The organism is Paenibacillus sp. fava2, from assembly GCF_058313675.1.
This window is the reverse complement of the sequence record NZ_CM177755.1, coordinates 6,503,362-6,526,203: the sequence shown is the minus strand read 5'-3', so window position 1 is coordinate 6,526,203 and position 22,842 is coordinate 6,503,362. Positions and strand designations below refer to the sequence as shown.

Sequence of the window (22,842 nt, the reverse complement as noted above, 5' to 3'; positions counted from 1 at the left end):
CACATATTACAAGTTATTTTGCAGGAATTTTAATATTTAATGTAGAAAAATATATAGGACGAAAGACATAAGGGAGATGCAGAAATGAATTTTTCAGACAAAGTCAGTTTAATTTGGAACATTGCGGAGCTTTTGCGCGGTGATTATAAACAATCCGACTATGGCAAAGTGATTTTGCCGTTTACTGTACTTCGGCGCCTTGATTGCGCATTAGAGGACAGCAAAGAGAAGGTGCTCAAAAGCTACAAAACGATGGTGGAGCCACTTACAGCGATCCAAAAACGAGTGCTGGAGCGTGCGTCCGGTGCAACTTTTTATAATACCAGTCCATTCACGATGCGTTCCATGCGCGATTTTCCAAATATGCTTGCCGATAACCTTAAGCAGTACATACAAGGATTCTCCGAAAATGCTCGCGAAATTATCCGATATTTTGACTTTGAAGCACAAATTAATAAACTTCAGGATGCCAATATACTGTTTAATGTGCTAGAAGAAATGCTTAAAATCGACCTACACCCGAGCCGCGTAAGCAATATTGAGATGGGCTACATATTTGAAGAATTGATCCGCCGCTTCTCCGAGCAATCCAATGAAACTGCAGGGGAGCACTTTACACCTCGCGAAGTTATTCAGCTCATGGTGAATGTGTTATTTGAAGCGGACACCAAAGCACTGACTGGTGAAAAGGTCGTACGTAAGATCTACGATCCAGCTTGCGGTACAGGCGGAATGCTTGCGGTTGCATACGAGTATCTGCGTAACCTCAATCCGACAATGAACGTTGAAGTGTTTGGGCAAGAACTTAACGGAGAATCATACGCTATCTGTAAATCAGATATGCTGCTTAAAGGGCTAAATGTATCCAATATCAAATACGGTAACAGTTTTACACAAGACGGGCTGGAGAACGAAGAGTTTCATTACTTCCTCTCTAATCCTCCTTTTGGCGTGGATTGGAAGAAGACGCAAAAAGATATCGAAGATGAACATAAGAAAAAAGGTTACAACGGTCGCTTTGGTGCAGGATTACCTCGTGTAAGCGATGGATCGCTGCTTTTCTTGCAGCACATGATTTCAAAAATGAAACCAGGTGAGGGACGTATTGCCATCGTTCTAAACGGTAGCCCTCTTTTTACGGGTGGCGCAGGGTCTGGTGAAAGTGAAATACGCCGCTGGATTATTGAAAACGACTTACTGGAAGCCATTATTGCACTGCCAAACGATTTATTCTACAACACAGGTATTGCAACCTATATTTGGGTACTGAGCAATCATAAGCCTGATAATCGTCAAGGCAAGGTGCAGCTTATCAATGCCGTTGATTTTTATCAGAAGATGCGTAAAAGTTTGGGTAGTAAACGCAATGAACTTGGAGAAGAGCATATTGATGACATCTTAAAAGCTTATAGCTATTTCGATGAAGGCGAACACAGTAAGATTTTTGACAACGAGGATTTCGGATATCGTCGGATTACTATTGAACGCCCACTCAGACTGAATTTCTGTACCACATCCAGTAGAGTAGTCAAATTAAAGGATCAAACCGCTTTTGCAAAACTTTCTACTTCAGAACAAAAAGCAATCAAAGATGTTCTACAAGGTATTGTGTCTGATCGTGTATATATGAGCCGTGATGAATTTGAAAAAGTGCTAAAGAAGCTCTTCAAACAGGCTGGTATTGTAATGAAAGCTCCGGTGTACAAGGCGGTGTTAACCGCTTTAGCTGAGCGTGATGAAAATGCGGAGATTTGCTGTGACGCTAAAGGTAATATAGAAGCTGATACAGAGCTGCGTGACTTTGAGAATGTGCCTTTGAAGCAAAATATTTACGACTATTTTGTTACTGAGGTGCGTCCACATGTTGAAGATGCGTGGATTAACGAAGATGTATGCGATGATAAAGATAGAAGAGTCGGAAAAGTGGGTTATGAGATACCGTTTACACGTCACTTTTATAAAAATCAACAACTTCGCTCATCTAAAGAAATTAATGCTGAAATACAGTTGCTCGAAAGCGAAATCCTTGAGTTGCTCAAGGAGGTAATATTGTGAATAATCAAAAAGTTCATATCCCTGTTCACTGGAGTAAAGGGAAAATTAATTTTTACACATCAATTAAAACCGGCGGAACACCAAGTAAAGACAACTTGTCTTACTGGGAAAACGGGAGCATCAATTGGTTGTCTTCAGGTGAAGTGAATAAAAAAGTAATATACGAAGTTGATAACAAAATAACAATAGACGGATATGAAAATTCAAACGCAACAATACTGCCTGTGAATTCTGTTTTAATGGCTCTGAATGGACAGGGAAAGACAAAAGGGACGGTTGCAATATTAAAAGTTGAATCCACCTGTAATCAATCACTTGCGGCTTTCATTTGTGATGAAAACAAATTAAATCCTTTATTTTTATATTTTCAACTGGAATCTAGATATAAAGAAATCAGAGGGCTTGTTGGGGATGGTTTAAGAGAGGGACTATCGATTTCATTACTTAAAACGCTAAATATTTATGTCCCCCCAATGGAAGAACAAAAACATATAGTTAAATATCTTGATGAAAATACAAAGAGAATAAATACATTAATCGAAAAAAAACAAAAACTCATCAAACTTCTGCAAGAAAAACGTCAAGCGATCATCGATGAAGCGGTCACGAAAGGACTCGATTCAGCCGTTCCGATGAAAGATTCAGGGATTGAGTGGCTTGGCAATGTGCCAGCACATTGGGAAATGAAAAAAATAAAACATTATGGAAAAGTTATTGGCGGACATGCATTTAAAAGTTCTGATTTTACTTCAGAAGGCGTTAAAGTATTGAAAATAAGTAATGTACAACATATGTATTTTGACTGGTCAGATGAATCATTTTTACCTGAAGATTTTTATAATAAGCACAAAGAATTTGTAATATTCGATGGATCTGTTGTTTTCGCATTAACAAGACCAATTATAAGTTCAGGTATTAAAGCTGCTATTTTTGATTCTTCTGGAGAAAGAGTCCTTTTAAATCAAAGGGTAGGGATGTTCAAACCAAATACTAATATTAGCTCTAGATACCTCCACTATCTCATCAGTAGCCATTCTTTTACACAAGGTTTTGCTCTAAAAATAAAGACAACAAATCAGCCTAATATTTCTACAGAGGATATAGCTGATATAAACTTCAGTTTTTCAAGCCTTGAAGAACAGAATAAAATCGTTATCTATTTAGATGAAAAAGTAAAGGGTGTTGATGAGACGCTAGGCAAGGTGCAAAACCAAATCGAAAAGCTCAAAGAATACCGCCAATCCCTTATCAGCGAAGCCGTCACCGGAAAAATAGATGTTCGAAATTACGCAGAGGAGGTCGTAAAGTGACCCTCGATTATCGTGAAATCGTATTTGAATCCGCCGTTGAGCAGGCACTCCTTCAACAGGGTTATCAAAAAGGTAATGCTGCCGAGTTTGACGCCAACATTGGTTTGTTCCGATCCCGTCTCATTTCATTTATACAAGAAACGCAGCCCAAACACTGGGCTGCGCTTCAAACCATATACGGACCCTCCGTTGAAAACAGTGTCATTCAATCGATCATACGCGCTATTGGGACGCATCCGAAAGGTCTTATCGGTTTTCTTCGTGACAGTGCACAAGGCAAGTATAAAGATCGTGGCATTGAACTTCGAATGTTTTTCATGAAACCGGATAACGACTTTAATCCTAATGCAGTGGCAAATTTTCATAAGAATCGTCTCTCAGTCACGCGTCAAGTCCATTACAGCATCAAGAATAACAACTCACTGGATGTTGTCATTGATCTGAATGGCTTTCCGCTCATGACAATGGAACTTAAGAATCCCCTGACCGGACAAACATTCGAAAATGCCATTCACCAATATAAGCATGACCGCGATCCGTTAGAACCCATTTTCAAATTTAATGAACGCTCTCTCGTTCACTTTGCACTGGACACCGACGAAATACATATGACAACGGAACTGAAAAAAGAGAAAACATATTTTCTTCCTTTTAACAAGGGAGATGGCTTCGGCAAAGGGAATCCGATTCATCAATCAGGCTATAAAACAACCTACTTGTGGGAAGAAATTTTATCCAAAGATAGTTTTTTCGATATTCTACAGCGTTTTATTGAACTTAAAATTGAAGAAAACAAGAAAGATAAAAAGAAAAAGAAGAAACAACTTATTTTTCCGCGCTATCATCAACTTGATGCGGTTCGTAAAATATCAGAACATGTCTATGAAAAAGGAAGTGGGCAGCGTTATCTTATCCAGCACTCTGCTGGTAGCGGCAAAAGTAATACCATCGCCTGGACGGCGCACCGTCTCGCCTCACTTGCTGATGAATCAGGAAAGGCAATCTTTAATACCGTTGTTGTTATCACAGATCGAATCGTACTTGATTCGCAAATTCAAGATACCATCCGTCAGTTTGACTCAACACCTGGGTTTGTAGCCTATATTGATAAAGGCTCGCAGCAACTGGCTGATGCACTTAGTCGAGGTGCCAAAGTTATCGTCACGACCCTTCAGAAGTTTCCGTTTGTCATGGGGAAACTTAACGGGATGCCTAAAAGTTCAAAATATGCCATCATCATGGACGAAGCGCATAGCTCTCAAACAGGAATGACCTCGACCAAGATGAAGGACATGCTAACGTATCGCTCTCTTGAGGAAGCGGAAAGTGTTGACGAACGTGGTGAAGAACTTCTCGATGTCGATGATCAAATAGCTGAAGTGCTTGCAGCATATGAGCGCCGCCAAAACTTAAGTCTATTCGCTTTTACAGCGACTCCAAAAAAGAAGACTATGCAAACATTCGGCAGTAAAGATGAAGATGGTGATTACCGTGCGTTCCATCTTTATTCCATGCGTCAAGCCATTGAAGAGGGCTTCATCCATGATGTATTAAAGCACTATACAACATACGATACCTATTTTAAGATTACCAAAACCGTTGTCGAAGACCCTGAAGTTGATTCAAAAAAGACAAAACGAGCGATCGCCAGGTTTGTCTCTCTCCATCCCACGAACCTTTCACAAAAGGCAGAAATCATCATCGAGCACTTCCGCACGTTTACAAAAGATAAAATCGGAGGGCAAGCCAAAGCGATGGTCGTTACATCCTCGCGCCTTCATGCCAAACGTTATATGAATGCCTTTCAGGATTATCTGAAACAAAAAGCATATACCGATCTCCGTGTGCTAGTTGCCTTCTCTGGTAATGTTGAGGATCAGGAGATGGAAGAAGTCGTTACGGAAGCTGGGATGAATGGTTTTTCAGATACACAAACGGCTGAAGTGTTCGAAGAGGACGAATACAAGATCATGATTGTTGCTGATAAATATCAAACAGGGTTTGACCAGCCATTATTACATACCATGTACGTCGATAAAAAGTTAACCGGTATCAAAGCTGTACAGACGCTATCTCGCCTTAATCGAACACATCCGGAGAAGACGGATACCTTTGTACTTGATTTCTTTAATGATCGCGACACCATTCAGAAGGCATTCCAGCCCTATTATGAGCATACTACAATAGATGAGGAAGTTGACCCCAACCTGTTGTACGAATATCGGCGACAGCTGGATGAAACGCGTATTTATGAAGAAAACGAAATTCAGGCGCTTTGTGATGTGTTTTTCCAGCCTAAAGCCAAACAGTCAACAACGGATCAAGCCAAGATCTACAAAATCCTGCAGATGCCTGAGAAGCGCTTTAGAGCGTTAAATGAGGAACAGCAAGACGATATTAGTGCAATGATGAAAAAGTTCGTGTCCCTATATCTCTTTCTTTCGCAAATGGTGGAGTATGAAGAGGATATGAAACGCTATTTTACTTTTATTCGTTTATTCTATAAAAAGATTAGCGACCCGATAGGTGGTACTGGTTGGGAGATTGATAACGATTTTGTAGATCTTGAATACTATCGCATCAAAAAAATTGATGAAGGTCAAATCATTTTGGAAACAGGCGCTGAGTACCCACTCACTGGAGGGAATGGCGTTGGCGGCAAAAAGCCAGAGGACTACAAATATTTATCTGAAATCGTTAAGCAAATTAACGAATTATTCGGTACAGATCTTGACGGGGAGATCATAAGCGGACAGCTCTACGAAGTTGCCGAAAAATTCGTGAGCACACCTGGTATGAAAGAACAGGTCGTTAACAATTCATACGAAGACTTCAAGTATCCCTTTGAGAATCAGTTCATCGATGGCATCGTTGATTCGTTCGAAGAACAGCGTGAGCAGCTTGAAAATGAAAATGACCAACTTAATAAACTGGTGCAATTTGTATCCACGAGCGATGAAGGATGCAAAATGATTAGCGAAGCTGTTGGGAAGATCGTCTATAATCTGCTGAAAAAATAATCATGTGGTTGCAGTTTAACGATTATGCTTTTTCAATCAAACAAAATGAGGTGATTTGAAATGTATAATATTAAAGGGAAACAAGCCATTAAATTGGAGTCGATGACCTTTTCTGAGCTTGGAATGCAGGAAAGTAATATTGAAGAGCTTTTAAGGGTTAACGTTGATATGTTATGTGACGAGAATGAATCGATGTTGATTGTTGGACGACAAGTTAAAAATGAGAAGCTGGGCAGAAGTGATCTAACAGGAATTGATAACCACGGGAATATTGTATTAATTGAAATAAAGCGAGATCGAAAGGATATTGAAAATCGAAAAGAAGCTTTTGAATTTCAAGCTATTAGATACGCTGCAAGTTATGCCACGATCCAAAGTGTAGACGATTTGGTTAAAAAGGTTTATGCGCCTTACATTGAAAAATATCGTACTGAGTTCGAATTAGGGGAATTGACTTCGTATGAGTTAGGCATTCGAAGTCTTAATGAATTCCTAGTTGCAAATGAAGCAGAAAATAAATTTAATATCAAGCAAAAAATTATCCTAGCTGCTTCAGATTACGACGAACAAACATTGTCCGCTGTAGCTTGGTTAAATAATAATGGCGTTAATATTATTTGTTACAAGCTAACGCCGTATAAGATTGATGATGAGATTTACATCGATTCAGAAAAAATACTTCCAGTTACTGAGTATGAAGATTATTATGTTAATCTTTTAGATACGTCCTTACCGGCATCATCTAAACAAGACAAAAAAATCACTCGACAAACATTACCTAAAATCAAAGATATGATTGAGTGGGGCGTTTTAAAGCATGGTGATGTACTCGTCACTAAAGAACATAACAAAGAGGCGGTTTTGCTTCAAAACGGAAAGGTGGAAGTTGTCGATCAAGAGGTTTCATTACAGACTTGGCTTAAAGATGTATATGGATGGGCAAGTGTGGATACATACAACTTTACAATACATAAGGAAAGTGGAAAACTTTTGTTTCAGATTCGCGAGGAGTACATGCAACAACAGTTAGAAAATCAAGATAGGGATAATTAACTTGAGTTTATAAAGGTCTGTCCATTCATATGGCAGACCTTTAGTTTACCTTTGTACGTAATCATTACTTTTAAAAATTCTCAAATGAACTGATTAAAAAGACACTTTCATGGAAATAATATTAAGTGATCTTGTTAACCTAATTTGAGGAGAAACCCATAATCAATGAAGAAGACCTCGACAACAAAGAAAGTTGATAAAGAAGGTATCCTGAACGAAATTGATACATTAATAAACAAGTGGCAGGAACAAGGGAAAGAGCCTGGCATTTTGAAAAAATTCATGGAATGTTGTGCACAGCTGTCAGCTAACTCAATTGTAGTTGCTGATTCAAAAATTCTATTTTTTCGCAATTGGATTCTCGACTCCGGTGGCAGTTTTGAAATGGTGCATAGATACTTAATTAAAATTTCCGTTAGTGGGAACCAAATCGAGATAAGAATAAATTACTTTGATTTCGAGTATTTTGTGTTTGTTAATGGTAATCTTGAAAAGATATTTAAGAACATACCTGATGTTAGAACTTGGTTTAAAACAAAGTTTGACATGTTATGACTGTAATGGTAAGTTATGGTTTATTGAGACCGAAAGCTGATATATCCATGAGCTTCAGTTTCCAACTTTATTTTTCGACTGCTCGAAGCTTAGTTTCCAACTTATTTATAAGACGTACCTAAGGCTTCGATATAAAAAGCCAATCGTATCAACATATAGCAGTTTCCAACTTTATTTTCTTCGAACAATCGGTTTTGTGAAATTCACCGAATCAAATAATACACCTCGAGGGCAGCCTGAAAGTACCATTCAGACTGCCCTCTTTTTTATTGAAAGGTGAACAACATTACTTCGATAAGGGGGGCGCAAATGAATAGTATTAGCTCTCATAATTGTAATCTGAATATCTGGGGGCATTTACCTGATGAGGTATGGGAAAAGGTCTCTGAGTTATACATAAGTATGCCTGGTTGGATAGGATATAAAGATGGGATTCCATATTGGTTCGGGCATGAAGATAATGATGTTTATATTGAGGCTTCGGTTGAGCCGAGCGGATTAGCTTTTTATGCGCAGATGAAAACAAGCGATTGGGAGGCTTGGATAACTACATTTAAAACGGAAGCAACAAAAGTATTAGGGTTTGATGTCGGGGAACCCGAAGATGGATTTATCTAATGAAGAGAGGGAGAAGAAGATGAAGCCAATCATTGATCATATCCAAATTACTGTAAAAGATATTCAGGTCGCAGAAGCATTTTACGATAAATTTCTGCCTTTACTGGGTTACGATATCCGGAACAAAGCGAGTATAGCAATTTCGGAGCACGACTTCATCGTTGTCGAATATCTGCATCCTTCACTGGCGTTTGCAATCACGTCGCCCAGAGCTGCTTTTCAAAATGAAGAAATACACCGCCGCAAGCCCGGATCATTACATCATCTCGCGTTTAAAGCAGAAACGAGAAAAGAAGTGGACGATATATATTTGAGCTTAGTGGAGATTGGAGCAACCATAGTAGACCAGCCCAGGTTGTATCCTGAATATGGACCTGATTACTATGCGGTGTTTTTTAAGGATTTTGAAGGTATCAAATATGAGGTCGTTTGCAGACAAATGATCTGATTAGGGGAATTGGAGATGAACTGGCGGTCTAATCGCTTGATGAGCAATGTACATAATCATCTTTTCATCCCAATCCCCTCTTAATCAGGAGTAATAGACTTTCTCTACTTTATATAATGTCTCCTCAATAACCGGACAGAGGCCGTTATCCACTTTGTAGTATTTTATCCGGAAATATAAGCTTTTCAAAAAGTTCTTGATGTTGTTTTTCTGCCTGAAGGCAGGGAGGAATTCGGGACTCTTCTCCACCTCACCGAACCTTTGAATCCATTGCTCTACATAACTCTGACTGAGTATTCCTCTATTTAGAACACTGATTACAGGTCTTACCATTCGCTCGTCTTCCCCGTCGGAGTAAATCCGTTCTGTTAGGGTCATTTTGTCGTAAACCAAATCTAAGCTGGTTAGAAGGTCGGCCTCATTCAGTTCGGGGCATTGAACCAGCTCATTTAAAGCATCGGCCGCATGGGCTGTGGCGTGAGCCCAGCCTTTTTGTTCGTCATAGCCGCGGTAGTCCCGTTCTTCCCGGAGACTGTAAAAGACGTACTCCTTGATCTGCTGAATTTGCTCTTTTGAGAGAAAGGGGAATTCAGTGTGCCTCGTGACGAGGAGCGGGATGACTAGCATAGAGAAAGACCGGGTGAAGACAGAGTCTGTATCCGATTCCCCAAGCTTATAAAGCAAATGCTCATTATCCATAATAACAGGCAGAAGCTGTTCCAGTTCATATGTAGTTAAAACGTTACCGGGAATCCATTGTGATAAAGTTTCGTAAATGAGGTCGTCACGCAGCTCCGCATCCACAGAACCGATGTTATCTATCATTTCCTGCACTAGCTGGAATGGCTCCGGAGGTGCCTGGTAGCCGCTTTTTTTTATTAACATCAGCTTTTCTTTCAAATTCATATTATAGCTCCTATTAAAAGTTTTTCTTCTACTATAAAATACAGGAATAGGCAGATACAATGCACAATATTGTGCCGGAAAGCGATAGTTTGGTAGTATTATAGCGAATGTAATATTTTACTGGGAGTGGGTTGGATGGAGATCGCCCTCGAGCTAATGGAAAGCATGTTAGTTAAGTTTAGGTCGGAGAAAAAATGGACACTTCAAGCGATTGGACAGCTGTCTGAGGAGGATATTACCTTTTGCCCGTCATCAGAAAGTAACAGCATTGCTAATCTGGTTGCTCATATAAGTGGTGCAGTCCACTCGCGCATTGAAACTATTCTATACAATATTCCAGATACAAGGGATAGGGATAAGGAATTTACAAAGGGGCTGGAAATGTCCAAAGAGCAGGCGATGAATATGGTGAATACTGCTTTTGACATCCTTATTCAGTATCTGGAGCATCTCAAATCAGCTCCTGAGTTACTAATGTCCCAACCTTTTCTCAATCTGCCCCCGCTTACATACAGTCAAGTGAATAACGAAACGACGGCTTTGAATCTGATGATGGCGATGTTTAGAGAGGTTCATTTTCATACAGGACAGATCATTTATGCTGCAAAAATTAGAAAAGGCCAGCTGGTGTGGGATTACAGTTAAGAAGCGCTGAGAGCAGGTGCAGGGACATGAAACTTAGAGGGACACTTACGGAGCAGTCATTCCGAAAAGAATTACAGGCTTCCCAAAAAAGTCTGTTTAATGATGTATCCATGCTGAGATTTCTTAAAACGCTCAAAGAAACGGTTCCCGGGATGAAGACAGCGTATACTTTGTATTGGATACCGGAGCAGGGCGAAGATATAATTACTTTTCTCGTGGATATGGACTGTGTTGTTACGATAGAATTGGACCGCTACGACCATACGATGCAGTTGTGTGAAATCATCAAACGTCCTGTCCTCTGCAGCGGTTATCCGGGAAAAGCGGAGCTCTGGTTAGTGAAATGTTGCTCCGGGTAATATTGGAAATGATACATAACTGCCGAATATAGGAGGAAGCAAAATGAGCGAGGAAGAAGTCGAAGCAACCGGCTGGGACGCCATTAGTGAACAGATGGACAGATTGTATGGAGAACAGGAGCCGAAGCATTACGGTACCCTTATTCCTTATGGTCTGGGAGGAAAGGACCCGCTGCGGGGAATCAGCGCTTATAAGGCGGAGAAGCCTTATCCGCATTGGCATTTTGTAACGTACGGGTTCTCGGAGCTATATGAAAAAGAATCCAATGACCCTGATTATAGCGGCTACGGTTTTGAGCTGACTTTTCGGCTGGTGCGTACTCCGGATGAGGAGGAGCCTCCGGCCTGGGCACTAAATCTTCTGCAAAATATGGCGAGATATGTATTTTCAAGCGGCAATATTTTTGCGTCTGGTCATTATCTGGATGCGAATGGTCCAATCTGTCTGGAGGCAGACACCAAGCTGACGGCGCTTGCCTTTACGGATGATCCCGAGCTTCCGGCGATAGATACGCCCAATGGACGGGTTGAGTTCCTGCAGATGGTGGGGATTACAGCGGATGAGCTGGAGGCAATGACTACCTGGAATACGAATGCTTTTCTGCATGCAGCAGAGGAAGAGCTCTCCTACTATATTACCGATCTTTTGCGTGATTCGCTGCTGAACGTTCCGGGCATAAGGAATGCGCTTCGGGAGGGGATTGAGCGTGACGGGTCGAGCACCGGCTTTTTCTATGTGGATCAGCTGGAATGGGAGCCGGGTAAAAGCCGCTTGTTCGGCAAAGCACCAGCCGTTCTGACGATGGGTGCCAAGCAGGCCGAAATGGTGGCAAGACTCCTTAGCGCCCGTTTGTCGAAAGGCAAGGAGCTGGCTTTAGTCAGCCAAAAGTTGCGGGTCATACTGCAGCCTGCGGCGGAGACGGCCTTTGAGGAAAGTGAACAGACTGTTAGGGCTAGCCTAATTGAGGCGACTGTACGGGAGCTGTCAGCTACACTCAAGCCTTTGGAGGGTGAATATAAGCTGTCCTCGGCCAAAGGGCTGATCGTACGGGTGAACAAGACCTATATTAAGGATCAGGATGGCCAGGTAGTGGATACCATTGGTTGAGGTAAGGCTTAAAAGAACGGATTGCGCTGACTGCGGTCAGGTGCACTGCTGCCAGAAGGTGTTTTAGTGTACTTTGTACACCTAAACACCTATTTTTGATGCAATGTGGGCGACAAAGAGGATCACAACTTGGCCATTTATTAATTGTATTGGACAGGTTCTAATAGTTAAAAATATTGCCAAAAGATTGAAAATTATGTATTGTCGAAAAGAGAATGTAAAGAATTCATAATATTCGGAGCATTACTGCTTTGCAAACTTAAAAATTGTATTGGGAAGAGTGAACATGAGCTGCGATCATGAATGGTTGTATTTCTGTATTTACCCAGGGTCTCATCATTTTAGTTACTTAGATGATATTGTGAGGGAAATTGTAGAGCCCTCAATAAATCTGTTTCCTGCAGGCTGTGTAGAGAAATGGTTTTTTCTGCGATATTGGGATGCTGGAGGGCTGCATATTAGAGTACGATACCTTTTGCAAAAAGATACAAGCTTTTATTTAAGAAGGTGGATGGAGGATAACGGCAAAGCTATACTAAATGATCTAATCAAGAATAAGCCGACTCCTCTGCAGAGCTACACTACTCCGCCATTGTACCTGTGTGAAAAGAAAACCGTAATTGAACAGCATAAATACATACCTGAGTTTGATAAGTATGGCGGCGATCTTGGAGTCATGCTTGCTGAAAGCGTATTCTATGAATCCAGCAAATTAGTTATGGAACTACTACATAACTATAGATGAATCTGTTGCGAGACATGTAAGTGTTATACAGGATCAGTGGGGGGGAATTATTTCACAAATTTTTTGCACACGTTAACAATTGATTATATACAGGCTTTACAGGATGCAGTTAATCAATTAAGACTGTTGAACGCCTCTCTGCAAACTACGGGTGTGCTGCTTCATTACATTCATACCACCAACAATAGACTTGGAGTAAGTATGCACGAGGAAAGTTTTATCGCCAAGCTGATATTAAAAATACTAGGCTCAAGGAGTCAAAATGATGAAGCAAAAGGATCAATTTAATTATTCTAGCTGGAAGACGTTTGTGAACCTGACTGGCATGAGTAAAAAGTATTCGGCTTCTTTTATATTACTTGGAGTAATCGCACTACTCAGCCCTATGTATCTGGTATTATTCGCTGAAGTACAAAGAAGAATGATTAATGCAGCCTCGATGGGGGATTTACAGCTGTTGCAGGAGGCATTTGTCATGGCCATTGCGCTGCCATTCCTTGCTGGTTCAAGACTTCTTTTATCCTCTTATGTTGGAGCCTTGCTAAATAACAAATCAGTGACTAAACTCCAACACAATCTGTTAAGCAAGCTGTATACGTCAAAGCTGGGGGAACTGGAGAAATACCATTCCGGTGATTTGATATCCAGAATCCAGGATTCTGCTGTGAAAGCCCAAACAGGATTTAACGATAAAATCATTCAGCTTTTGACAAACGTATTGCAAATAGGCTTGTTGGCCATATATCTCAACAGTCTTAACCTTTCATTGACCATCGGTGTAATTCTGATTGCCTTAATCCTGCCGTCATTGCTTAATCCCCTGTCCAAGTATATTCGAAAGCTGTATGACCAGCGTCAAAAAAAACAGGCGGAACGGGATGCATTTCTGCAGGAAACGATTCAAGGGGCTGAGACAATACGAAGCTATGGACTGGCCCAAAAGTTTAATAACGAATTTTTTAGTAAGAACGAGAGCCTTTTGAAGCAGACCCGGAAAATCACTATGTTCGAGTCAATGATTAACCGTTCTAATTTGCTTGTGACGATGGTCGGGATCATATTTATTCTGGGCTACGGAGGTTACCTGGTTTCAAGGCAAACGATCACCGTCGGTGATGTTGTAGCTTTTTTAGTTTCTTTTGAAACGATCGTGACTCTGGTGGTAGGCTTGGCCAGAATTTGGCCTGAATTTCAGCAGGTTTTTTCTGCAGCGAATCGGGCATTTGAACTGCTGGATCTAAACAGTGAGCAGGACCCGCACAAGGAAATAGATGATCAAAAACTTGAAGCGCTGATTGAAACAGGTACTTTCCCTGAGGTGTCAATCGAAAACGTTCATTTCAGCTATACGGATGGCAGCAGCGAAATTCTCCGGGGATTGTCTATGAAAGCTGATGCGGGTAAATTGACGGCTGTCGTCGGTCCCAGCGGATGCGGAAAAAGTACACTATTGAAGCTGGTAATGCGATTCTATGAAACGGCCGGAGGGGCGATTTGCTGTAACGATGTTAACAGCACCGATGTATCTGCGGAAAAGTGGAGATCAATAATCTCCTACGTTTCGCAGGACCCATATCTTTTTACAGGAAGCTTCTATGACAACATTAAGTTTGGGCGGGAAACGGCATCGCTTGAGGATGTAAAGGAAGCTGCAAAGGCGATTAATATTCATGATTTAATTGCCGGTACCAGTAATGGTTATGACACCATCATTGAAGAACGCGGCTCCAACTTATCCGGCGGTGAACGGCAGAGAATAGCAATAGCAAGAGCCTTAGTAAATCAGCCGCGGATATTATTAATGGATGAGCCTACCTCCGCCCTTGATAGTGTCAACGAAAAACATGTGCAAAATGCAATGAATGTATTAATGAAGGATAGGACGACGTTAGTTGTGGCCCACCGGCTTTCAACGATTAAAGAAGCTGATAAGATCTTTTATTTAGAGGACGGAAACGTGGCCGAAGAAGGTACACATGAGGAATTGATGAAACTTTGCGGGAAATATGCCCGATCCTTTCAAACATTGATTAGTCAGAGGGATGAGACAGAAAGGGGCTCTTTCGTTGAAAATACCATTACAATATAAAAAAACGATTGGGGGAGAGGGTAGTAACGCCACCTCTTCGGCAATATCCCTTCGAATCCTGAAATATCTCTCACCGTTCCGCCTGCCTTTTATCTATATTATCGTTCTAATGTTATTGGATGTAGGCTACAATGTGGCAGTTGCTTGGGTGCAAGAAATATTCATAGATACAATCAATCAGAATAACACCGCTCAATTGTATTGGATCATTCAAATCTCCCTTGCTATTACTTTAGCTGTGTTTGCTCTGCTGTTTTTACAATACTTTATGAGAAGCTATTATCAGGCCGCCATTCAAAACAATTTGGCAAATGAAGTCTACAACAAATTGAATAGTTTATCACTGAAGCATATTCAGAAATATCATACCGGGGATCTGGTTTCCAGAATAACAAATGATGTTGTTCAAACCGCTACCGTTGTCGGGAATGTAACCTATGATCTTGTATCCAATATCTTGCTTTGTATTATCTCGTTTGTTTATTTGGCTCAAATCAATGTGCTCTTAGCTATTGTGGCTATACTGACAGGTCCTTTTGTCTTTTTGATCGGTCGTTTATTTGACAAAAATATTAAAAGGGTGTCTAGAGACATTCAGGGCAAACTGGCAGAAATTCAAGGCATCCTTCAGGAGTTCACCCAGGGTATAACAACATTGAAAAGCTACAATATGGGAACTGAAAAACTAGCGTATTTTCTTCACCATAAAGAAATGCAGAACAAGCTGGAACTGCGCAGGACAATGTACAAAGCTTTTATGGGATTTACTATCGCCATAACGAATACAATTATTCTTCTGATTACTACTTTTTTCATATCACTGGCTGTTATCCGCGGGGAATTAACGGCGGGAGCAGTGCTCGCGTTTATCTTCTTAATGTTCCGGGTACAAGGTCCTTTTCGAACCATTTCAAATTCTTGGGGGCTTATCTTACAAGGAATCTCGGCGGCGGAAAGAATATTTGGATTACTTGATATTGCAGAAGGTAAAGCGCAGATCGATGAGCAGCATATTAGGGAAGGGAAGTCCCGTGATACCCGGAAGGTAATTCAGCTGAAGAATGTCAGCTTTTCTTATCAATCTAACGACACGACGGACAACGTGCCAAATGTTGATAATGTCAGTCTGGATATTAATGAAGGCGAGATCGTGGCTATTGTCGGACCGAGCGGATCAGGTAAGAGTACGTTAGCGCGTATATGCACCGGCTTATACCAGCCAGATTCCGGTGAAGTTACAGTGTTCGGAGATGCAACTTCGGGTTCTTCCCAAATTAATCTGGCTATCACTTATTTACCGCAGGTGCCCTATCTATTTTCTGGAACTATCCGGGACAGTATCCTCATGGGAAATTCGGCAACAGAGGAACAAATCATAAAGGCCGCCAAAGAAGCTAACATTCATGAGACAATCATGCAGCTTGAGCATCAATACGATACCAGGGTGGGGGAGAATGCCTATTCACTCTCAGGCGGGCAGAAGCAGCGGATCGCCATTGCTAGGGCTTTTTTGAAAAATAGCCCTTTAGTAATAATGGATGAGGCTACGTCAGCATTAGACATTGAGAATGAGAGACTCATCCACAATTCTATCACTACCTTACTGGAAGGCAAAACAGCAATAATAATTGCCCACAGGCTTACAACAATCAAGAATGCAAGCCGCATTATTGTTATGGATAAGGGCCAGATTGCAGAGCAGGGTTCGCACGAGGAATTGATGGCCCGGCAAGGTTTATATTATCAACTAAGCACGATTACGAAATAAGCGAGAAATTAAACATAGTCTGATGGGAGAATCATATGAACAGAAATGTTATTTGTTGTACGGAGTCATTACGACTATTATTCTAGGCTGCATATAAGCCTGATTAGAGCCCGCCATAGCTCAATCAGGCTTATTTCTCGTATTATCCCCGTCTGCTCACCGCCGCAACCCCTCCCTAAACTGACTAGGCGACTCCCCCGTCCACAGCTTGAACTGCTTGGAGAAGTACAAAGGATCGGTGAACCCGCAGGAGTTACCCACCTGCTCCACGCTTAAATTCGTGCTTAACAGCTCCTTGGCCCGTTCGAGGCGGACCTGATTGATGTACTGCTTGGGGGAGAGGCTGGTCAGCTGCTTGAACACTTTGGTGAAATGGGTGCGGTGATAGCCCAGGGAGGCGGCAAGCTTTTCGATCGAAACCGGAAGCATGTATTGGGTCTGAAACCAGCGGATCGCCTGCTCCACTGCACGCTCGGAATCCGTTAAGGCTTCGGCCGGGGAGTAGCGCAGTTTATGGGCATTAAGGCGGGCGAATTCGGCCAGCAGGATGCGGAACCAGCCGTCTGTAGCTAAAGTAGTTACTGTTTCACCGGACTGCTGCCCGAGGACCCGTTCAATGGTTTCAAACAGGCCGGCCAGATGTTCGGAATCAGCGCCGCTGACGATGGGATCGGTGATGGTTATGCCGGTTTTTTGCAGCATCTCCAAGGCACCCGGGCCTTGAATGGCAATCCAGCGGTAGCTCCAGGGCTCGGCGTTATCAGCTTCATAGCTGAATAATACACCGGGAAAAATAACGAAGGTATCCCCTTTGCTAAGGCGATAGCTTTTGCCCTGCCACACAAAGGTGCCGTATCCGCTGTCTACTGTATGAATCAGGATGTAATGATGAACGGCTGGGCCGATTTTGTGTCGCGGCTCGGGCTTGGCAGCACCGGCAAAGGTGATATTCAGATCAGCATTTAATAAGTAGGGGTTAATTTGTATCCTGTACTCATAATGTTCCGGGTTTTCCATTAGAGCTCTCCTGGTTGTTGAAATGAATGAAAATGAATGATACTACAATTCTCCATGCAGAGGTGGCAATGTTCCATGCCTATTTTGCTGCTGTGATTTTATAGTAAGGGATATAAACATCATTATCAACTTAAAGGGTATGAACAAAGGAGAGCATAAACGATGAGCAAAATTGTATTTTTAGGAGCCGGCAGTACTGTTTTCGCTAAAAATGTTCTTGGAGACTGCCTGCTCACGCCGGCCCTGCAGGATTTTGAGATTGCCTTGTTTGATATTAACCCTGAGCGGCTGCGCGATTCCGAAATTATGCTTAACAACATCCGCAAGACCTCTGGAAGCAGATGCAACATAAAGGCATATACAGACCGTAAAGAAGCACTGCGCGGAGCCAAGTATGCGATCAATGCGATCCAGGTCGGCGGGTACGATCCGTGCACCATTACCGACTTTGAAATTCCCAAGAAATACGGCCTCCGCCAGACCATTGCAGACACAATCGGGATCGGCGGGATTTTCCGGAATCTGCGGACCATTCCTGTGCTGGACGAGTTCGCAGCGGATATCCGCGAGGTCTGCCCGGATGTGCTGTTCCTGAATTACACGAACCCGATGGCCGTACTGACCAACTATATGAGCCGACATGCCGGAGTGCAGACGGTCGGGTTATGCCACAGTGTGCAGGTGTGTGTGCCAGAGCTTTTCAAATCGCTGGGAATGGATGATCAGGGGGTTAAATCACGGATTGCCGGGATTAATCACATGGCCTGGCTGCTGGAGGTGTCCCGTGACGGGGTCGATCTGTATCCGGAAATTAAAAGAAGAGCCCTGGAGAAGCAGCAGGCCGGCAAACATTCCGATATGGTCCGGTTTGAGCTGATGAATAAATTTGGCTACTATGTTACAGAATCTTCTGAGCACAGTGCGGAGTACCATCCTTATTTTATCAAAAGAAATTATCCCGAGCTGATTGACCAGTTGAACATTCCGCTGGATGAATATCCGCGCCGCTGCCGCGAGCAGATCAGTAACTGGACGAAGATGAGAGATGAGCTGGTAGGGGATATTAATCTGGAGCATCAGCGGTCGCACGAATACGCATCCTATATCCTTGAAGCCATTGAGACAGATGTCCCTTACACGATCGGCGGGAATGTGCTGAATACCGGATTAATTACGAATCTTCCGGCTGAGGCCTGCGTCGAGGTTCCGTGTCTTGTTAACAGAAACGGGATTAGCCCGACCTATGTCGGAGATCTTCCGCCGCAGCTCGCTGCACTGAACAGAACGAATATCAATACCCAGCTGTTGACGATCGAAGCCGCCAGAACCGGCAAAAAAGAGCATATCTATCATGCGGCGATGCTTGATCCGCACACGGCTGCCGAGCTGTCCTTGGATGATATTGTGGCATTGTGCGATGATCTGATCGAAGCCCACGGCAGCTGGCTGCCTAAATTTAGTTAAGGAGATTAAGACATGAGTGTGAAAGACAAGCTTCACGATGTAAGTTTATACCTGCCCGGAGACGAGGAGATTATGAAGGAACAGACGCTCTGTCTCGAACAGCTCTATGACTTCAACCGGACCCGGCCAAGTGAATATGATAAGAGAATGGCGATGCTGAGGGAAATGTTTGCAGAGATCGGCGAGAACTGCTACATTGAACCGCCGTTTCATGCGAACTGGGGCGGGAAGCATGTCCATTTCGGCAAAAATATATATGCGAACTTCAATCTGACAATGGTGGATGACACGCATATCTATGTCGGAGATTACACGATGTTCGGCCCGAACGTGACTGTAGCCACAGCCGGACACCCTATTCTCCCTGAGCTGCGGGAACAGGCGTATCAGTATAACGCGCCTGTTACAATCGGCAAAAACTGCTGGATCGGCGCCGGTGCGATTATTCTTTCGGGGATTACGATTGGCGATAATACAGTAATTGGTGCAGGCAGCATCGTTACTAAGGACATTCCTGCTAATGTCGTGGCCATCGGCAATCCGTGCAAGGTGCTCCGTGAGATTAATGAGCAGGATGAGCAGTTGTATTTTAAAGGGCGGCGGATTGTGAGGGAGGATTTGGTGTAGGAGATTGTCAATTTTGTTAAGCCTAAGCGGCCCCGTTCCTGTAATTATACAGACCGGGGCCGTTACATGTATATGCAGTCATAATTTTCGGGCATAACTCGTAAATGTATTCAAGGGATCTTAGTTTAAGTAATGCAAGAGGTGAAGTTTAATACAGAAAGGGATAATTTGGATGGTATAATCAATTACATATATAATGAATATGATACAGGATGCAGGAGTGAGGGCATGGATGAAGGATTCACAATTGAAGGCTTAGACGGGCTACATGTCATTACTAACGGTGCAAATGGTCAACAGTTTGAGGATCTTCAAAGCTATATGTTACTCCTCGAACATGAGGATGACGTTATAGAATCTGTGTTGGAATTGCGTGCCGAATGGGTGCTTAGTTCCAGTAGCCCACTCTCTCTTGCAATGGATAAACAGATCGCGGAAACATTAAGTTTACCACTAGGGAGCTATGAAACTCATATTGTGGCGGATTTGTCGGATGTTCAAAAGCAGGCAGTGAATGCAATTTTTGATGTCACGCAGCGTATTTTAAACCTTAGGGGCATATCACATTTAGTTGTATATAGGGGACTTTGTTGGAATGAGCGCCCGGATTGGATGGACGAACATTTAGAAGCGGGATATAGATTAAAACTCGAAGATACACGAACGTTATCAAGCTGGTCTTTTGATCGAAACATTGCTAATAATTTTGCAGCTAATAAACATTATGGTGTTGTGATAAAAGCCGAGATGTCAATTAAACGTGTGTTTGCTATAATAACTATATTGAATGAAGCAGAAACTGTCTGTATTACGCATAATCAAGATGATGTTTATGAGATAGTCTCTATATACAGGAGGGGAACAGAATGACAAATTCAGGTGAGAATCGAACGATTACCATTCGCGATACTCCAGAAATGGCTAACTGGATGCATCCCCAAACAGAAGAGCGAAGAGATTTAATCAGAAAACGTACACAGGAAGCGAAGGCACGCTTCTCACAAATAAATCGAAATCCTATTTTGAGAAAAGCTATTGCGCAGGCGGTCCGGGAAGGAATTAATCCGAATGTGGAAATTGTCGTGGGCCCCAGCCATATTGTTACCATACGAAATGGAGTTCAAATTCCATCTAATAAAGTAGTAGTGCATCCAAAAGTGTTAAAAAAATCCCGGAGGGTGCCTCTTACTGCGCAACATAAAACCAATTGAGCGTGCCCGTTAATGACGTGTAGTAACCATGTGCATCTTATAGAGTACATGATTACTGCACGTCTTTTTGTTACCTACAGAGAGGTATTTACGAAAAGATGATTCGCTTTATCCCTCAATTGACAGTCCTCCACCACATACCTATAATTTAAATCATTAATGAAAGCTGTTTCACATTCCGATAGTCAACCTGTTCAGGTAAGATGGAACCCCTTTATTTAAGCGGGTTTCATTTTGTTTTTTATCAGCTTGTCGTACTTTTGTTCCAAAAAGGAGAAGCCATGGATACAACATTATGCAAAATAGTAGTGGTGGATGATGAGATGCTGGTGCGGCAGGGGATTATTCATCTGCTGGACTGGGAAGGGGAAGGCTTTCAGATCGTCGGGGAGGCGTCCAACGGCCGTGAAGCGTTTGAGCTGATCGAGTCGCAGCGGCCGCATATCATCCTGACGGATATTGTCATGCCGGTAATGGATGGGGAGGAGCTGATCCGGATCGTCAAGGGCATGTATCCCGAGATTGAAGTGATTGTGCTCAGCAGCTTCAGTGAGTTCGAATATGTGCGCTCCACATTCCAGAGCGGGGTGGCCGACTATATCCTGAAGCCAAGGCTGGAAGCTTCATCACTGCTGGCCGTGCTGAAGAAGACGGCGCAGCGGATTCCGGTGCTCCAGCAGGTAGACTGGAGAAATGACAAGCGGCAGTCGGCCGACTATATTCTGGATAAGCTCGTCTCCGGCTATCCGGTGGAGTATGAGGCTGAGGCACTGCAGGAGATTTTCCCGTTTCCGGGTTATGCGCTCATGGTAGCGGATATAGGCGATGATGCGGCGGCCATCAGCCGCAAGGAGGAATGGCTGGAGAACAGTATCCGTTCGCTGCTGCAGGCTGGCGGTAATCCGCAGTCTTTCCGGCTGCTGTCTACGCAGGACGGGCATGTCCGGCTGCTGTTTAACCTGCCTGAAGACGGCAGGGAGACGCTGATCAGGATGGCTGAGCAGGTATTTACCACCGGAATCCGGGCCAATATGTTTCTGAGTCTGGCCGTTAGCCGGACCTTTGCGGAGCTGCAGGAGCTGCACACGGTCTACTCACAGGAGCTGATGAAGCTGCTGGACCACCGGTTTTTCCTGCCTGAACGCTGTCTGCTGGTGGATCATGGCGGGGAGGTGCAGCCGGGGCCTGTCTTTGACCAGGAGGCTTTTGCTGCAGAGCTGAACCGGCAGGAGTTCGACCAGGCTTTTACCCGGTTAAGCGCTTATGTATCTTCGATGTCCGGCCGCCGGGACACGGGAGTGTCCGAGTTCAAGTCCTTCCTGTGCCACAGCATTTTCCAAATTATCGGCATGCTGCTGCAGTTCCATTATGAGGCCCGCGCCCTGGATGACAGCAAATATGAATACTTCCGCTCGATCCATGAGGCCCGGCATGCCTCTGAGACGGAGGCCAGGCTGCTGCAGTTTTTGCAGGACGCGACCGAATGCGTTACGAAGAACCGCGGCGGAACACCGGCGATGCAGAAGATACTCCTGTATATCGACGAGCATTATCCGCGCCAGCTTACGCTGACGGAAGTCGCCAGGGAGTTTCATTTTAACCCGTCCTACTTGTCGAATTATTTTACCCTGCACAATAAGGAGGGGTTCAACGAATATTTAAACCGGGTGCGGATCGGCAAAGCCTGCCTGCTGCTGAAAGAGAACCCCGGCCTGTCGATTTCCGAGATCAGCAGCCTGGTCGGTTATTCAGACCACAGCTACTTTACCAGAGTGTTCCGCAAGCTGATGAACGTATCGCCAAGCCAATACCGAAAAGGATAACGCGGAAGCTAAGAAGGAGCC

At 43.2% G+C, this 22,842-nt stretch carries 20 protein-coding genes; 18 read left to right on the top strand and 2 right to left on the bottom strand.

The genetic code is table 11. The annotated features are described in order from the left end of the window. The first annotated feature begins 84 nt into the window (after window positions 1-84). From AC4G46_RS28705 to AC4G46_RS28675, 7 genes are all read left to right on the top strand, one after another. Window positions 85-2,055, top strand: a complete 1,971-nt coding sequence (locus AC4G46_RS28705; RefSeq protein ID WP_491125678.1) for a type I restriction-modification system subunit M — start codon at window positions 85-87, stop codon at window positions 2,053-2,055. After that, entirely contained in the window at window positions 2,052-3,365 is a 1,314-nt protein-coding gene (locus tag AC4G46_RS28700; RefSeq protein ID WP_491125677.1) for a restriction endonuclease subunit S, read from the top strand. The genes AC4G46_RS28705 and AC4G46_RS28700 overlap by 4 nt, the downstream gene beginning before the upstream one ends. Then, window positions 3,362-6,385, top strand: coding sequence for a type I restriction endonuclease subunit R (locus AC4G46_RS28695; protein WP_491125676.1), 3,024 nt, complete (start codon window positions 3,362-3,364; stop codon window positions 6,383-6,385). Before AC4G46_RS28700 ends, AC4G46_RS28695 begins: the two co-directional genes overlap by 4 nt. 60 nt (window positions 6,386-6,445) lie before the next feature. After that, the gene (locus AC4G46_RS28690; RefSeq protein ID WP_491125675.1) at window positions 6,446-7,438 is read left to right on the top strand and encodes a hypothetical protein; all 993 of its coding nucleotides are present in this window, start codon (window positions 6,446-6,448) and stop codon (window positions 7,436-7,438) included. Between the two features lie 165 nt (window positions 7,439-7,603). Continuing rightward, window positions 7,604-7,993, top strand: a complete 390-nt coding sequence (locus AC4G46_RS28685) for a hypothetical protein (RefSeq protein ID WP_491125674.1) — start codon at window positions 7,604-7,606, stop codon at window positions 7,991-7,993. 309 nt (window positions 7,994-8,302) lie between these two features. Continuing rightward, window positions 8,303-8,611 (top strand): hypothetical protein, encoded by a 309-nt coding sequence (locus tag AC4G46_RS28680; RefSeq protein ID WP_491125673.1) that lies wholly within the window; start codon window positions 8,303-8,305, stop codon window positions 8,609-8,611. Further along, the gene (locus AC4G46_RS28675) at window positions 8,598-9,059 is read left to right on the top strand and encodes a VOC family protein (protein ID WP_491125672.1); all 462 of its coding nucleotides are present in this window, start codon (window positions 8,598-8,600) and stop codon (window positions 9,057-9,059) included. The genes AC4G46_RS28680 and AC4G46_RS28675 overlap by 14 nt, the downstream gene beginning before the upstream one ends. A gap of 84 nt (window positions 9,060-9,143) precedes the next feature. Here the strand turns inward: AC4G46_RS28675 and AC4G46_RS28670 are convergent, their stop codons facing one another. Then, window positions 9,144-9,965 carry a DUF2785 domain-containing protein gene (locus AC4G46_RS28670; protein WP_491125671.1) on the bottom strand — a complete coding sequence of 274 codons (822 nt, stop codon included), beginning with the start codon at window positions 9,963-9,965 and terminating at the stop codon, window positions 9,144-9,146. A 135-nt stretch (window positions 9,966-10,100) separates the two neighbouring features. Here AC4G46_RS28670 and AC4G46_RS28665 point away from each other — a divergent pair, with 135 nt between their 5' ends. The 6 genes from AC4G46_RS28665 (at window position 10,101) to AC4G46_RS28640 (ending at window position 16,679) form a co-directional block, all read left to right on the top strand. Further along, window positions 10,101-10,610, top strand: coding sequence for a DUF1572 family protein (locus AC4G46_RS28665; protein ID WP_491125670.1), 510 nt, complete (start codon window positions 10,101-10,103; stop codon window positions 10,608-10,610). Between the two features lie 110 nt (window positions 10,611-10,720). Further along, window positions 10,721-10,969, top strand: a complete 249-nt coding sequence (locus AC4G46_RS28660) for a hypothetical protein (protein ID WP_491125669.1) — start codon at window positions 10,721-10,723, stop codon at window positions 10,967-10,969. Between the two features lie 43 nt (window positions 10,970-11,012). Further along, window positions 11,013-12,077, top strand: coding sequence for a suppressor of fused domain protein (locus AC4G46_RS28655; protein WP_491125668.1), 1,065 nt, complete (start codon window positions 11,013-11,015; stop codon window positions 12,075-12,077). A 286-nt stretch (window positions 12,078-12,363) separates the two neighbouring features. After that, window positions 12,364-12,822: a lantibiotic dehydratase C-terminal domain-containing protein gene (locus AC4G46_RS28650; protein ID WP_491125667.1), complete on the top strand. Its 459-nt coding sequence runs from the start codon at window positions 12,364-12,366 to the stop codon at window positions 12,820-12,822. Window positions 12,823-13,084: 262 nt separating this feature from the next. Then, window positions 13,085-14,911, top strand: a complete 1,827-nt coding sequence (locus AC4G46_RS28645; RefSeq protein ID WP_491125666.1) for an ABC transporter ATP-binding protein — start codon at window positions 13,085-13,087, stop codon at window positions 14,909-14,911. Further along, a complete protein-coding gene (locus AC4G46_RS28640; protein WP_491125665.1) occupies window positions 14,889-16,679 on the top strand; it encodes an ABC transporter ATP-binding protein in 1,791 nt (596 codons plus the stop codon). The genes AC4G46_RS28645 and AC4G46_RS28640 overlap by 23 nt, the downstream gene beginning before the upstream one ends. 156 nt (window positions 16,680-16,835) lie before the next feature. Here AC4G46_RS28640 and AC4G46_RS28635 read toward each other — a convergent pair whose 3' ends face one another. Beyond that, window positions 16,836-17,696, bottom strand: coding sequence for an AraC family transcriptional regulator (locus AC4G46_RS28635; RefSeq protein WP_491125664.1), 861 nt, complete (start codon window positions 17,694-17,696; stop codon window positions 16,836-16,838). A 162-nt stretch (window positions 17,697-17,858) separates the two neighbouring features. Here AC4G46_RS28635 and AC4G46_RS28630 point away from each other — a divergent pair, with 162 nt between their 5' ends. From AC4G46_RS28630 to AC4G46_RS28610, 5 genes are all read left to right on the top strand, one after another. Then, window positions 17,859-19,160 carry an alpha-glucosidase/alpha-galactosidase gene (locus tag AC4G46_RS28630; protein WP_491125663.1) on the top strand — a complete coding sequence of 434 codons (1,302 nt, stop codon included), beginning with the start codon at window positions 17,859-17,861 and terminating at the stop codon, window positions 19,158-19,160. Between the two features lie 12 nt (window positions 19,161-19,172). Further along, window positions 19,173-19,787 (top strand): sugar O-acetyltransferase, encoded by a 615-nt coding sequence (locus AC4G46_RS28625; RefSeq protein ID WP_491125662.1) that lies wholly within the window; start codon window positions 19,173-19,175, stop codon window positions 19,785-19,787. Window positions 19,788-20,015: 228 nt separating this feature from the next. Next, on the top strand, window positions 20,016-20,657 hold the full coding sequence (locus AC4G46_RS28620; protein ID WP_491125661.1) for a hypothetical protein: 642 nt from the start codon (window positions 20,016-20,018) through the stop codon (window positions 20,655-20,657). Next, the gene (locus tag AC4G46_RS28615) at window positions 20,654-20,998 is read left to right on the top strand and encodes a hypothetical protein (RefSeq protein WP_491125660.1); all 345 of its coding nucleotides are present in this window, start codon (window positions 20,654-20,656) and stop codon (window positions 20,996-20,998) included. The genes AC4G46_RS28620 and AC4G46_RS28615 overlap by 4 nt, the downstream gene beginning before the upstream one ends. A gap of 281 nt (window positions 20,999-21,279) precedes the next feature. Next, a complete protein-coding gene (locus AC4G46_RS28610) occupies window positions 21,280-22,821 on the top strand; it encodes a response regulator (protein ID WP_491125659.1) in 1,542 nt (513 codons plus the stop codon). The last annotated feature ends 21 nt before the right edge of the window (window positions 22,822-22,842 follow it).